The sequence below is a fragment of the Curtobacterium sp. GD1 genome, from assembly GCF_020882855.1.
Lineage (GTDB): Bacteria > Actinomycetota > Actinomycetes > Actinomycetales > Microbacteriaceae > Curtobacterium.
This window is the reverse complement of sequence record NZ_JAFEVQ010000021.1, coordinates 39,171-52,621: the sequence shown is the minus strand read 5'-3', so window position 1 is coordinate 52,621 and position 13,451 is coordinate 39,171. Positions and strand designations below refer to the sequence as shown.

General features: G+C 72.3%; 16 protein-coding genes. 9 read left to right on the top strand and 7 right to left on the bottom strand.

Annotated elements, in window-relative coordinates:
• Window positions 1–10: 10 nt before the first annotated feature.
• From JSX79_RS12745 to JSX79_RS12715, 7 genes are all read right to left on the bottom strand, one after another.
• Entirely contained in the window at window positions 11–1,153 is a 1,143-nt protein-coding gene (locus JSX79_RS12745) for a DUF475 domain-containing protein (RefSeq protein ID WP_229086577.1), read from the bottom strand.
• A gap of 163 nt (window positions 1,154–1,316) precedes the next feature.
• On the bottom strand, window positions 1,317–2,876 hold the full coding sequence (locus JSX79_RS12740) for a UDP-N-acetylglucosamine 1-carboxyvinyltransferase (RefSeq protein ID WP_229086576.1): 1,560 nt from the start codon (window positions 2,874–2,876) through the stop codon (window positions 1,317–1,319).
• A 56-nt stretch (window positions 2,877–2,932) separates the two neighbouring features.
• A complete protein-coding gene (locus tag JSX79_RS12735; protein ID WP_229086575.1) occupies window positions 2,933–4,099 on the bottom strand; it encodes a hypothetical protein in 1,167 nt (388 codons plus the stop codon).
• 28 nt (window positions 4,100–4,127) lie between these two features.
• Window positions 4,128–4,925, bottom strand: a complete 798-nt coding sequence (locus tag JSX79_RS12730) for an anti-sigma factor domain-containing protein (RefSeq protein WP_229086574.1) — start codon at window positions 4,923–4,925, stop codon at window positions 4,128–4,130.
• On the bottom strand, window positions 4,922–5,467 hold the full coding sequence (locus JSX79_RS12725; protein ID WP_229086573.1) for an RNA polymerase sigma factor: 546 nt from the start codon (window positions 5,465–5,467) through the stop codon (window positions 4,922–4,924). The genes JSX79_RS12730 and JSX79_RS12725 overlap by 4 nt, the downstream gene beginning before the upstream one ends.
• A 68-nt stretch (window positions 5,468–5,535) precedes the next feature.
• On the bottom strand, window positions 5,536–6,198 hold the full coding sequence (locus JSX79_RS18715; protein WP_229086572.1) for a class F sortase: 663 nt from the start codon (window positions 6,196–6,198) through the stop codon (window positions 5,536–5,538).
• A 2-nt stretch (window positions 6,199–6,200) separates the two neighbouring features.
• Window positions 6,201–7,061, bottom strand: a complete 861-nt coding sequence (locus JSX79_RS12715) for a DUF4397 domain-containing protein (protein ID WP_229086571.1) — start codon at window positions 7,059–7,061, stop codon at window positions 6,201–6,203.
• Window positions 7,062–7,310: 249 nt separating this feature from the next.
• On the opposite strand from JSX79_RS12715, the gene JSX79_RS12710 reads away from it, so the two are divergent.
• The 9 genes from JSX79_RS12710 (at window position 7,311) to JSX79_RS12670 (ending at window position 13,449) form a co-directional block, all read left to right on the top strand.
• Entirely contained in the window at window positions 7,311–7,616 is a 306-nt protein-coding gene (locus tag JSX79_RS12710; RefSeq protein ID WP_070418899.1) for a flagellar FlbD family protein, read from the top strand.
• 1 nt (window position 7,617) lies between these two features.
• A complete protein-coding gene (locus JSX79_RS12705) occupies window positions 7,618–8,448 on the top strand; it encodes a motility protein A (RefSeq protein ID WP_071294618.1) in 831 nt (276 codons plus the stop codon).
• A 2-nt stretch (window positions 8,449–8,450) separates the two neighbouring features.
• Window positions 8,451–9,380 (top strand): flagellar motor protein MotB, encoded by a 930-nt coding sequence (locus JSX79_RS12700; RefSeq protein WP_071301628.1) that lies wholly within the window; start codon window positions 8,451–8,453, stop codon window positions 9,378–9,380.
• An 84-nt stretch (window positions 9,381–9,464) separates the two neighbouring features.
• Entirely contained in the window at window positions 9,465–10,343 is an 879-nt protein-coding gene (locus tag JSX79_RS12695) for a flagellar motor switch protein FliM (protein ID WP_083403170.1), read from the top strand.
• Window positions 10,340–11,056, top strand: coding sequence for a flagellar motor switch protein FliN (gene fliN, locus JSX79_RS12690; RefSeq protein ID WP_229086570.1), 717 nt, complete (start codon window positions 10,340–10,342; stop codon window positions 11,054–11,056). The genes JSX79_RS12695 and fliN overlap by 4 nt, the downstream gene beginning before the upstream one ends.
• A gap of 8 nt (window positions 11,057–11,064) precedes the next feature.
• On the top strand, window positions 11,065–11,598 hold the full coding sequence (locus JSX79_RS12685; protein WP_229086569.1) for a flagellar biosynthetic protein FliO: 534 nt from the start codon (window positions 11,065–11,067) through the stop codon (window positions 11,596–11,598).
• On the top strand, window positions 11,595–12,416 hold the full coding sequence (gene fliP, locus JSX79_RS12680) for a flagellar type III secretion system pore protein FliP (RefSeq protein WP_070418904.1): 822 nt from the start codon (window positions 11,595–11,597) through the stop codon (window positions 12,414–12,416). The genes JSX79_RS12685 and fliP overlap by 4 nt, the downstream gene beginning before the upstream one ends.
• Window positions 12,416–12,691, top strand: a complete 276-nt coding sequence (gene fliQ, locus JSX79_RS12675; protein ID WP_070418905.1) for a flagellar biosynthesis protein FliQ — start codon at window positions 12,416–12,418, stop codon at window positions 12,689–12,691. The genes fliP and fliQ overlap by 1 nt, the downstream gene beginning before the upstream one ends.
• Window positions 12,691–13,449: a flagellar biosynthetic protein FliR gene (locus tag JSX79_RS12670; protein WP_229086568.1), complete on the top strand. Its 759-nt coding sequence runs from the start codon at window positions 12,691–12,693 to the stop codon at window positions 13,447–13,449. Before fliQ ends, JSX79_RS12670 begins: the two co-directional genes overlap by 1 nt.
• Window positions 13,450–13,451 lie beyond the last annotated feature (2 nt).

Genomic DNA, 13,451 nt, shown 5'->3' with positions numbered 1-13,451 from the left:
ACCGGACCGTTCAGCCCCGCGCGGCGCGCGCCCCACCGGGCAACGACCGCCGCGCCCGGCGCCACCACGCACCCCACGGCAGCGAGGTCGCGAGCGCCAGGCCGATCACGACGCTGCCGAACCACCCGACGACGACGCCGGGGATCGGCACGAGCAGGCTCGTCCACAGCAGCACCGCGAGGATGCCCAGCACGTACGCCGCCCCCGCCTTGAGGTAGCGGAGCCGCTTCAGCCCCGACGCCTCGTCGAGCCGCGAGGTCAGGCGCGCCAGGAACACCGCCCCGACCCCGATCGCGGCGATCGCCACGGCCGCCTGTTCGAGCGCCCCGAGCCCGTCACCGCCGAGCACACCGGAGCCGGACAGGCTGTAGACCCCGTCGAGGATCTCGAACAGCATGAACACCACGAGCCCGCGTTCGAAGACGACCGTCGAGGCGTAGGCGTGGATCCGCCAGGCGCCGCTCCCGGTCCCGATCGACGCCGTGTCGGTCCCGACCGTGCTCCGGAGCGCCCACGCCGCGATCCGCTTCGACCCGAGGTACGCGCCGATGCCGATCGTCCCGCCGAGGACCACCGGCAACAGCGTCGGCGGGGACCACCCGGCGTCGACCCCCACGAGCACCGAGGTCAGCAGCACCCCGGTGCCGGCGGTGACCAGCGACCAGACGCGAGGGCGGGCGACCCGGGCGAGCCGCGCCTCCAGTCGGCCCAGCCAGGACCGACGCGACGCGCGGTCCGTGTTGAAGAGGTACTCGGCGAACACGAGCCAGATGAACGCGGCGCCGAAGGCGGCGAGGGCCGGCCGCACCTCGGCGAGGTGCGCCGAGAACGAGCCCGGTGCGAACACGGCCTCGCCCACCGAGCTCGCCGGGTCGGTCGCGTCGCCGACGGCCACCGCGGCCGGCGGGAGCAGCAGCCGCATCGCGAGGACGCCCGCGACGATGCCGAGCGACAGGAACAGCCGCCGCGCGGGGGAGTGCAGGCGCGACGCGATGCCGGCCATCGGGACCGACGAGTCGGCCGCCATCGCGATCTCGAGGAGTGCGAGCGCGACGAACGCGAGCGCGGCGGCCGGACCGAGCACGAACCACGCCAGGGCGGCGGCTGCAACGGTGGTGAGCAGGGGGACGGTCAGGAGCGATCTCGTGGCCATCAGCCCATCCAGCACCGTCGGCCTGGGTGGGCAGTGGAGCGCTCCTGGGCATCGGCCTGGAGGAACGGCTCGTTTCGCCCGGGACGGGTGACGGCCCGTCCCCACTTGCGGGGACGGGCCGTCGGGTCACGTCGGCAGGCGGCCGGGTGCGGCCTCCGGTGCGTCAGTCGTGGAACGTCTCGATGGACGCGCCGAGCGAGTTGAGCCGTTCCTGCAGCTGCTCGTAGCCGCGGGCGATGATGCCGACGTTGCGCAGGACGCTCTCGCCCTTGGCCGCGAGCATCGCCAGCAGGATGACCACGGCGGGGCGGAGGGCCGGCGGGCAGCTGACCTCGGCACCCGAGAAGTGCGTCGGGCCGGTCACGTCGAGCCGGTGCGGGTCGCGCAGGGTCACGCTCGCGCCCAGGCGGGTGAGGTCGAGCAGGTGGATCGCGCGGCCCTCGTAGACCCAGTCGTGCACGAGCGTGGTGCCCTCCGCCATCGCGGCGATGACCACGAAGAACGGCAGGTTGTCGATGTTCAGGCCGGGGAACGGCATCGCGTGGATCTTGTCGATCGGCGCGTGCAGCTCGGACGGGTGCACCGTGATGTCGACCAGGCGGGTGCGGCCGTTCGCGGCGGGGTACTCGTCGGTCACGTCGAAGCGCAGGCCCATCTCGGCCAGGGTCGCGAGTTCGATCTCGAGGAACTCGATCGGTGCGCGCGTGACGGTGAGCGTGGAGTCGGTGACGATGCCGGCGGTCAGCAGGCTCATGGCCTCGACCGGGTCCTCGCTCGGCCAGTAGTCCACGACCTCGTCGATGCGGCTCTTGCCGGTGATCCGGAGCGTGGTGGTGCCGATGCCCTCGATCTCCACCCCGAGGAGCTCGAGGAAGAAGCAGAGGTCCTGCACCATGTAGTTCGGGCTGGCGTTGCGGATGACGGTCTCGCCGTCGCGGGCGGCCGCGGCCAGGATCGCGTTCTCGGTGACGGTGTCGCCGCGCTCGGTGAGGACGACCGACTTCATCGGGACCTCGGTGTTCGCCACGTCGACCTCGTACCAGCCCGACGTCGCCTCGACGTCGACGCCGAACGGGCGCAGGGCGATGAGGTGCGGCTCGACCGTGCGGGTGCCGAGGTCGCAGCCGCCGGCGTACGGCAGGCGGAAGGACTCGTACCGGCCGCTGAGCGGACCGAGGAACATGAGGACGCTGCGGGTCCGGCGGGCGGCATCGGCGTCGATCGCGTCGAGACGGAGGTCGGACGGGGCGACGATCTCGAGGGTCTCGCCGTCCTCGGACCAGGTGACCGTCGCACCGAGGCTGCGGAGCACGTCGATGATGCGGTCGACCTCGACGATGCGCGCGACCTTGTGCAGGCGGGTCACGCCGCGGTTCAGCAGCGAGGCGCACAGGAGCGCCACGGCGGCGTTCTTGCTCGAGTTCACCGCGATCGAGCCGCTGAGCTTGCGGCCACCCTGCACGCGGAGGTGGGCACGCTGCGGGGCGCCGCCGATCGAGACGATCTGCTGGTCGAGGGCGTCGCTGATGCGGGTGAGCATCTCGAGGGACAGGTTCTGGCCGCCCTGCTCGATGCGGTTGATGGCACTCTGGCTCGTGCCGACGCGTTCGGCGAGCTGGGCCTGGGTCATGCTGCGGCCCTTGCGGGCGCCCCGGATGAGGGCGCCGACCTCGCGGAGCGGGGCCGGGGTGGTCGGGGGAGCGACGATGGTGGTGTCGGTCATGAGGGGCACGCTAACACGCTCATGAGATAAATCGCGGGGGACAACGCCCAGACTTCTCAGGATCGGGTCGGGAATACACCGTCTGTGAGAACTTCGTCGTCACCTGTCGTCCAGCGGAGCGCGTCGCCGTCGAACGTCCAGACGGTCGCGGCGTCGTCGTCGACCACCGGTTGCGGGTCGCGCAGCCACACGGTGGTGTCCGGCGTCCACCCGGCGATGACGCTCGCGGTGTCGGGGCCGACCGGGATCGCGGTGCCGGCTGCGCGGAGCCACGCGCGGACCGTCAGGTGGACGGCGTCGTGGGTCTCGGCGAGCGCGGACCAGTCCGGTGTCAGCCACCGTCCGTCGCGGCCGGTGGTGCGGTACCAGTCGTGCCGGCGCGTCGTGTCGCTCACGTCGACGGACCACCGGCGGCAGAGCGCACCCCAGTCCTCCGCGGAGTCGACCACCAGGACGTGGATGTCCGATGTCGGCTTGATCGGAGCGACGGTGGCACGCTCCCAGCCGAGCCCGTCCTCCACCGCCCAGAGCCCGATCGGGCCGAGGGTCCCGACGGCGGCGGTGGTGGTGACGAGCTCGGACGGGGGAGTCGACCACCAGGAGCCGCTCACGTTCGCCGCGGCCGGGCGACGACGATCGCGGGGCCGCACGGCGGCCACCTCAGTCGTCAGTGCGCGGCGCCACGCAGTGAGGCTCCGGGCTGCTGCTCCCGGACCGGCACCGCGGTCGGGGTGCCGCCCGTGCTCGCCGTCGAAGACCGTGCTCCACTGCGTCACCGCTCCGGGCGGTTCGACGACGGCGGTCACCGCGGGGAGGGACGCCCAGGTGCTCGCGAGCCGGGCGAGCGCCGGGGCGAACTCGGACCGGGCGAGCAGGACGTCGGTCGCGTCCGGCTCCTGCCAGGACATCGCGGTGTCGGCCGTGTCCGCGAGTGCCCGGAGGACCTGCGTGGTGTCGATCGACCGCGGGTCGACCGTGTCGATGACCGCCTCGAGTGCGTGGGCGACCTCGGACGTCGCCGGAGCGGGCTCCGGTCGGTCGGCACCGGGCCCGAATAACGAGGGAGCGTCCCCGCGATCACGCTCGAGGTGGTACTCCGTCCAGAAGCTCAACTGGTACAGGTGCTCGGCGACCGTGGACGACTCGTCGGCCGCGTGTCCGAGGAGCTCGAAGCAGAAGCGTCGGCCTCGGGGGCCCACGAGCAGGTCCTCGGGGGTGATCACGGCGTCAGGCTACTGCGCACGTCCTCGGTCAGGGGCGTGCGAGCCGGCCGCGCACGATCGAGTCGCCCGAGTGCGCCGGGTCGCCGTCGTCCGCCTCGGCCGAGACGTCGACGACCGGGAAGCGTGCGGTGTCCATGCCCGACGGGACGGTGAACCGCCCGCGGTCGCCGTCGAGGAACCCGACGCTGACGAGCCCGTCGAGGTCGGAGCGCATCATCCACACCTCGCGCAGGGCACCGGTACCCGTTCGTCCGGTCCCGCCGCGCAGGTCGACCACGAGCGAGAGCCGCCCGTCGCGGTCCCGCTCCAGCTCGGCGGTGCCACCGGCGCCGGACCATCCGGGCAGCGCGTCGAGCTCCGCCCGCGCGAGCACGGTCTCGGACGCCGAGCCGGGGAGCCCGGGCAGGGCACCCGTCGCCACGCCGATCCCGAGCACGATCGCGAACGCCCCGACGACGGCCGCGACGGTCAGGAGGACGCGCCGAGGGCGGTGGACGAGGGGCCCACCGGGGGTGACCCGTCCGCGGGGGCGGGTCGTTCCTCCTGGGCGGCCCGCTCCGGTGACCGCGACCGGTGCGGGTGACTCCGCCGGGAGGTCGCGCGGCGGACCGTCACGGACCTCGGCGGCGATGCGGTCCCAGACCGCCTCCGGGGGCGCGTCGAGCCGGACGTGGGAGGACGACCGCGTCACGGCGGCGACGCGCTGCAGGTCCGCGACCTCGTCGCGGCACCGGGCGCAGGCAGCGAGGTGCTCCGTCACGGCGTCGTCGGCCACGACACCGGAGACCGCGAGCATGGCGAGCGTCTCGTCGTCGACGTGCTTCATTCGATCACCTCGAGACGTGTTCGGAGCCGAGCCAGACTTCGGTGGATGTGACTCTTGACGGTCCCGAGGGGGAGTCCGAGCCGTTCGGCGATCTCACGATGGCTCAGCTCGTCGTAGAACGCCAAGCGCATGACCCGGCGTGGCACATCGTCCAAGCGGTCGAGCTCGCCCGCGACCAGTGCGCGTTCGGCCAGGTCGAACTCGGACTCCGGTGCCGCCGCGGTCTCCTCGACGACGGTCGGGTCGGTGGTCCTGGCGTGCCGTGTCCGTTCCGCGAAGGCGTCCGCGATGCAGTTCCGGGTGATCCCGACGAGCCAGGCGCCGAGCGGGGCCCGCCCCGGGTCGTAGCTGGCACTCCGGCGCCAGGCCTTCACGAAGACCTGTTGCGTCACGTCCTCGGCCGCCGACTGGTCGCCCAGCGCGCGGAGCGCCAACGAGTAGACGAGCGGGGACCACCGGTCGTAGACGGCGCGCAGGGCGTCCTCGCTCCCGGCGCTGAACGCGTCGGAGAGCTCGCTGTCGTCCGGGAGGGTGGTCGTCACTGGATCCTGTCGCTGGCGTGGTCGTCGTCGACCGTGACCCGATCGTACGGCGGACGTGCTCGGTCCGGTCAGGCGGGCGTGGCGCTGATGATGAGGTTGCTCTCGTAGTGGTGGGTGGCCTCGTCGAACACGCCGCCGCAGGAGACCAGGACGAGCCGTCGCGGCCCGTCGGTCCGGAAGACCGAGGCCCACGGGAGGCCGCGTTTGGCGACGAGGGCGACCGAGTCGATGCGCCACCGGGTCCGGTCACCGGCCGTGTCGGTCAGGGTGACGGTCGTGCCGGCGGGGACGTCCCGGAGGTGGGCGAACGGCCCGACGCCGTAGCCGACGGCGTCGACGTGGGCGGCGATCACGACGGTCCCCGTGGTCGACGCCGGTGCTGCGCCGTACCGGTACCAGCCGGCGACGGCCGGATCGGGCGGCAGGGACATCGCGCCCCGGTCGTCGATGCCCTCGGGACGGACCTCGGCCCGCACCCCGGCCCAGTCGACGGCGATCCGGGACGGAGCGGCGACCCGGACGGCCGGCGGGACCGTGGCGCGGACCTGCGGCACCGCGGTCGAGAACGCCGACGGCACCGGGGTCGGCGTCGACGACGGACCGGTGACGATCGCGGCCGAGGGGTGCCCGTCGGGGGTGGGGGAGCCGCCCGACGAGCACCCGGTCAGGATGGTCGCGGCCACCGCGGCGACGACGAGCGCCGCCGCGGTGGTCCGGACCGGGGACGGCACGGTCAGTGACCCGAGTCCTGCCGCTGGTCCCCGGTCACGGTGCGGCGGCGCCGGAGCACCACCGCGCCGATCGCGACCGCAGCCGCGAGGGCTGCTGTCGTCCCGCCGACGATCCCGACGGTGTCGGTCCGGTTCGTCGCGACGAGTCCGGCGTTGCCGGCCGGGACCCCGTTCGGCGTGCCGCCGAGGTCCGAGATCGTCTGGGTGGCGAGCGCCAGGTTCTGGTCGTCCAGGCTGCCCCAGGCGTACACGATCGTGTCGGCGCCGGCGGTGACCGCGACGTCGGCCGGACCGATCACCGGGTCGGTCGTGCCGGTGGCGGCGACGGATGCCGAGACGGTGCCGGCGGGGAGCTCGAGTGCCTGCTCGTCCGGGTTCGACAGGTTGCTGACGACGGCCTCGCCACCGGCGAGGACGTCCACCGCCGGTGCAGCGGCGACGTGCCGGACGACGAGACGTCCCTGTCCGGCCGGCGTGGCCGAGACGTCGTTGGTGAAGAGCGTGGCGGTGGGCTTGCCGCTGGTGTCGTCGTGCGCGACGGCGGTGTAGTTCCCGCCGGCGTCGAGCGTGACGTCCACGGGGCCGATGACCGGCTCCGACGCATCGGCTGCGTCCGAGGCGGTGATCGCGAGCTGGTGAGCGCCCGCCGGGACCATCATCGGGCCGGCGAGGGTCCCCGGCGTGAAGTCGTCGAGGGCGCGCTCGCCGTCGAGGTAGACGTCGACCGTGACGTCCGGGACGGCGTGCAGGACGGAGAGCGTCGCGTCCCCGGTGGCGGCGGAGGCGGTGGCCGCCGGGACCGCGGCCGCAGCAGCGGCGAGCAGCACACCGGCGGCGAGGCCGGTGGCGAGTGTCTTGCGCATGTCGGGTCTCCTTCTGGCCCCTTCGGGCCGGTACGGACGACGTCGTCGTCGACGTCACACCGGCACTACCGGCGGACGGGGCCGATCGGATGCAGTGGATCCGGAATCCGGTGACGGCAGGTCACGCCGGTCATGCCGGTCACGCCTAACGCCCGGCCCCGGCCCGCCGATAGTCCTCGGTGCAGCCCACGGACGGGCAGCATCCCGCCCCACGGACGGCGGCGGGACGATCGAGAACCAGGACGGGCCATGATCGTCGTCACACGACTCAACGGCAGCGGATTCGCTGTCAACCCCGATCTCGTGGAGCGCATCCAGGAGACGCCGGACACGACGCTCATCATGGTCGACGGCGCCAAGTACATCGTCCGCGAGTCCCTGGCCGACGTCATCGACCTGATCGCCGCGTACCGCGCACGCATCGTCGGCATGGCCTACGGCACGGACACCGCCGCGCGGAACGCCACCGGCCCGCAGCCGACGCTGGCACCGGTCGCCCCGATCCACGCCGTGTCCACCGACCGGGCACCCCGCACGCAGGACGGGGGTCGCTGACGTGGACATCGCGACGATCATCGGGATCCTGCTCGCCTTCGGCGCCCTGTTCGGCATGGTCGAGATGGAGCACGTCGAGCTCGCGGGGCTGTTCCTGCCGGCACCGATGCTGCTCGTGTTCGGCGCCACGATCGGTTGCGGCATCGCGAGCACGACCCTCAAGGACGCCATCGCCAGCTTCAAGGCCGTGCCGAAGGCGTTCACCGGCAAGGTCACCCCGCCGCAGTCGGTCATCGACGACGTGGTCGGGCTCGCCGAGACGGCCCGTGCGAACGGTCTGCTCGCGCTCGAGCAGGAGGCCGACAAGCACGACGACCCGTTCATGAAGAAGGCGCTGCAGAACATCGCGGACGGCACGGACGGCGACGAGCTGCGGATCCTGCTCGAGGACGAGATCGAGTCGAACGCCGCCCCGGTCCGGTCGGCCAGCTCGTTCTTCATGGGCCTCGGCGGCTTCGCCCCCACCGTCGGCATCATCGGCACCGTGGTGTCGCTGACCCACGTCCTCGCGAACCTCGGCAAGCCCGACGAGCTCGGTCCGCTCATCGCGAGCGCGTTCGTCGCGACGCTCTGGGGTCTGCTCACCGCCAACTTCCTGTGGCTGCCGATCGGCGGGAAGCTCCGCAAGCTCGCGCAGCTCGAGGCCGACCGCCAGACGCTGCTCATGGAGGGGCTCCTCGCGGTGCAGGCCGGCAGCCAGCCGCGCCTGCTCGGCGAGCGGCTGACCGCCATGGTCCCGCCCGCGGCGCGCGGTGGGGACGCCAAGGGCGGCAAGGCGAAGGCCGGCAAGGGCAGCGACGCAGACGCCGACGACCAGCAGCTGGCGGCCTGACGATGAGCGCCAACCCCCGCGGGCGCGGTCGTGGACGCTCGAAGAAGTCGCACGACGAGGCCGAGCACCCCGACGAGCGCTGGATGGCCTCGTACATGGACATGATCACCGTGTTGATGTGCATGTTCCTCGTGCTCTTCGCGATGTCCACGGTCGACCAGCAGAAGTACATCCAGCTGAAGAACTCGCTCGCCACGGGCTTCGGTGAGGTGAAGTCGCAGAAGGTCGACACGGCGTCGGGCACGGTCGTGACGAAGGACGAGGTCGAGGACGGCTCCGGGTACTCCGTCGACAAGTCCCAGGCGGACCACTCGACCGCGTCGTCCGGCACGAAGGACACCAACGTCGACCCGGCCTCCACCGTGGTGCCGACGACCGCGACGAAGGCCGACGTCGCCGCGGCGAAGAAGGAGCTCGACGACCTGCAGGCCATCGAGCAGGCGATCAAGGCGAACCTCGCGAAGGCCGGCCAGACGTCGAACGTGCAGTTCACGGTCGACGCCCGCGGGCTCACGGTCCGGCTGGTCGGCAGCGAGACGTACTTCACCACGAACAGCGCCGACCTGTCCGACCAGGCGAAGCGGATCATGGACGCCATCGCCCCGGTCCTGAAGACCAGCGGCCACGACGTCAGCGTCGAGGGCCACGCCGACCAGCGGAACTCCACGGCGCCGTACGCGACGAACTGGGAGCTGAGCGCCGCCCGCGCGACCGGGGTGCTCCGCGACCTCGTGGAACGCGGCGGGATGCCGGCCCAGCACATCCAGAGCGTCGGGTTCGGGTCGAGCCGCCCGCTGGCGAAGGGCGGGACGGACGCCGACCTCACGCTGAACCGGCGGGTCGACATCGTGGTGCTGTCGAACCAGGACCAGGACGTCAGCGCGCTGATGCCGGCCCTGGCGAAGGCGCAGGACGGAGCACGAGCCGGCTGAGCGCACCACCGCCCGCCCCCAGAAGGAGGCACAGCCGGGGCACAGCACTGACGGGTCTTCCACAGCGGACCGATAGACGCACCCGTGACCGAGACCCTGCCAGCGCCCGAGGTGTACGACTTCGCGCGCCCGTCGACGCTCGCCCGCGAGCACGCCCGGGTCCTCGAGCTCGCCTTCGAGACCTTCGCGCGCCAGTGGGGCACCCAGTTGACGGCGAAGGTCCGCGCGGTGAGCCAGGTCACGTGCGAGCAGGTCCAGATGACGACGTACGACGAGTACGCCGCCTCGTTGCCCGCGCTCACCGGCATGGTCCTGCTCCCCATCGCGGACGTCGTCCCGAAGGGCGTGCTGCAGGTCCCGCTCGACGCCGCGCTGACCTGGGTCTCGCACGCGCTCGGCGCCTCGAAGCCGCTCCCGACGCCGGACCGGACGTTCACCCCGATCGAGCAGGCGCTCGTCCGCAAGATCGTCGAGGACGCCCTCGACGACCTCCGCTACTCGTTCGGGGGCCTGCTCGCGCACGACGTCACCGCCGGCGGCTTCCAGTTCAACTCGCAGTTCGCCCAGGCAGCCCAGAAGGGCGACCTCATGATCGTCGCCTCGTTCACGATCCGCGTGGGGGAGCGCGTCGCCCCCGGCACGCTCGCGCTGCCGGCCGACGCCGTCCTGCCGCAGCTCGGCGAGGCCGCCGCTCACGTCACCCCTGCCGACGCCCGCGCCCTCGTCGACGCGCAGCTCGCCGGCGTCCCGGTCGGCGTCAGCCTGCGGTTCGCTCCGGCGACGGTGCTGCCGTCGCAGGTCCTGCGCCTCGCCGTCGGCGACGTGCTGCCGCTGCCGCACCCGCAGCACCGCCCCCTCACCATCGCGGTCGACGGCGAGCCCGTCGGCACCGCCGCCGTCGGCGCGAACGGCTCGCGCCTCGCCGGCATCGTCGTCACCACCACATCGGAGCAGCCCGCATGACCGTCACGACCACCCTCCACACGCAGGCGGCCGAGGCACTCGCCGCGCAGCTCCCGACGGCCGCTCCGCTGGCAGCGGTGGCGATTCCGGGAGGCGCGACCCCCGTCGCCCTCGAGGCGGCTGGTGACGCGGTGGTCGCGTCCTTCGTCGGCGGCCTGTCGGCCGACCTCGTCCTCGTGCTCACCGACCTCGAGGCCGTCGTCGCCGCGGGCGGCACCGACCACGGGATCGTCGACGTGACCGACGTGCTCCGTCCGTCCCTCGAGGCCGCCGCCGCTGTCCTCGGCGTCGGCGTCCTCGGCGACGCTCGGCGCGAGTCGGCCTCGGCGCTCCTGGCCGACCCGGACACGGTCGTGTTCGAGCTGACCGCCGGTGGCGTCCCCGGCGGCTGGTTCGCCCTGCGCGTCCGCGAGAACGGCACGGTGTCCGCGCCTGCCGCCGCCGCACCGACGACGAGCCTGCCCGCCGGGAACCTCGGCCGGATCAACAACGTCGAGATGACCCTGACGGTGGAGATCGGCCGCACCCGGATGTCCGTGCGCGACGTGCTCGGCATGGAGCCCGGCGCGGTCGTCGAACTCGACCGCAGCGCCGGCGCCCCGGCCGACGTCCTGCTCAACGGCCGGCTCATCGCGCACGGCGAGGTCGTCGTCGTCGACCAGGACTACGCGGTCCGGATCACGAAGATCCTCGACGTCGCCGAGAGCGTCTGAGCCCCGACGTGGACACCGCCGTCATCGTCCTCCGCGTCGCGCTCTCGCTCGGCGTCGTGCTCGCCCTGATGTGGGTGCTGCACCGTCGCGTCGCGAAGAGCGGCCTGGGTGCGGGCAAGGCCAAGGGCCGCCGCTCGGCGTCGGTCGAGGTCGTCGGCCGCCAGGGCATCGGCGGCAAGGCGAGCGTCGTCGTCGTCGACGTCGAGGGCGAGCGCCTCGTGCTCGGTGTCTCCGAGCACGGTGTCGCCCTGCTCACCAGCGGGCAGGCGCCGGCACCGGAACTCACGATCGTGACCGGGCCGGTGACGCTGCCGGTGCGTCCGACCCCGTCGGCCGACCGCTTCCGTCAGGAACTGGAGCAGCAGACGGCAGCCGCACCGTCCCTCCCGTCCGACGCGGCGCAGCCGCTGCCCATGCGTCCCCGCAACCGCCGCTCGCAGCGCACCACGCTGCCCACGGCGCAGCAGCTGCAAGGGTCGATCCTGTCCGCCGACACCTGGCGGCAGGCCGCCTCGGCGCTCCGGAACCGGCGGGCCGGGTGACCGCGGCACGCACCGGACGCCTGATCGCCCTCCTCCTGCTGGGGGTGACGATCGTCGCCGGCTTCCTCATGCTCACGGCGACCGGCGCCCACGCGGCCGGTGTCGTGCAGCCGACCGCTCCCGCCACGCCCACGCCGCCGTCGACCGGTGACTTCAGCGTCAGCGTGAACGGCCCGGACGGCACCCCGTCGTCCGCCGTCGTCACCCTGATCGGGATCACCCTGCTCAGCGTCGCACCGGCCCTCATGCTGATGATGACGTCGTTCACGAAGATCTTCGTGGTGCTCGCGATGACGCGGAACGCCCTCGCACTGCAGTCCATCCCGCCGAACCAGGTGCTGGCAGGCCTCGCGCTGTTCCTGTCGCTCTTCGTGATGGCACCGGTCCTCGGGCACATCAACGACGACGCCCTGCAGCCGTACCTCGCCGGCCACCTCGACTTCACCCAGGCGGTCGAGATCGGGACGAAGCCGCTGCGGACCTTCATGCTGCACCAGACGCGTGAGGAGGACGTGGCGCTCATCACCCGTGCCGCCGGTCAGGACAACCCGAAGTCGATGGCCGACGTGCCGATGACGACGGTGATCCCCGCGTTCGTGATCTCCGAGCTCCGCAGCGCCTTCATCATCGGGTTCGTCATCTTCATCCCGTTCCTGGTCATCGACCTCGTCGTCTCCGCGGCGCTCATGTCGATGGGCATGATGATGCTCCCGCCGGTCATGATCTCGCTCCCGTTCAAGATCCTGCTGTTCGTCCTCGTCGACGGGTGGGGGCTCATCATCAAGTCCCTCATCGAGAGCTACCAGGTGGTGCACTGATGAACCAGCAGGCCGTCATCGACCTCACGCTCCAGGCGCTCCTGGTGTCGGCGAAGCTCGCCGCGCCCGTGCTCGTGACGTCGCTCGTCGTGGGCTTCGCGATCTCGCTGTTCCAGTCGGTCACGCAGATCCAGGAGGTCACGCTCTCCTTCGTGCCGAAGGCCGTCGCCGTCGCGATCGCCCTGGTCGTCTGCGGCAACTGGATGATCTCGGAGATGGTCGGGTTCACGCACGTCGCGTTCGACATGATCCCGAAGCTCTTGGGAACGGCCTGATGGAGCTGTCGATCGACGGCGACCGCCTCGAGGCGACGATGCTCGCCGGCGTCCGCCTCGTCGCGTTCTTCGTCATCGCGCCGCCGTTCTCGTACCGCGCGTTCCCCGCGACGGTGAAGGTGATCCCCGGCATCGGGCTGGCGATCGGCGTCGCCCCGCGCGTCGCGGTCGGCTACGAGTCGCTCGACACCGGACCGTTCCTGCTCGCGTTCCTGACGCAGCTCCTCGTCGGGCTCGCCCTCGGGTTCCTGGTGTTCCTCGTGTTCGCCGCCGTGCAGTCGGCCGGTGCGCTCATCGACCTGTTCGGCGGGTTCACGCTGGCGCAGGCCTTCGACCCGCAGTCGCAGGTGAACGGCGCCCAGTTCACGCGGCTGTTCCAGATGGCGGCGCTCGCGCTGCTGTTCGCCTCGGGCGGGTACCAACTCATCGTCGCCGGACTCGTGCGCTCCTTCGACGCGGTGCCCCTGACCGGCACGTTCGACCTCGGCGGCCTGGCGTCCGTGCTGGTCACCGCGCTGACGCAGATGTTCCTGTCGTCGCTGCAGATCGCCGGGCCCCTCGTGGTGGTGCTCTTCCTCGCCGACGTCGGCCTGGGCCTGCTCACGCGCGTCGCCCCGGCGCTCAACGCCTTCCAGATGGGCTTCCCGATCAAGATCGGGCTGACCGTCGTCTTCGCCGGCGCGCTCTTCATGGCCCTGCCGTCCGTCGTCTCGTCCCTCACCGGCGACGCGGTGGCCGCGATCACGGGACGGGGGTGACG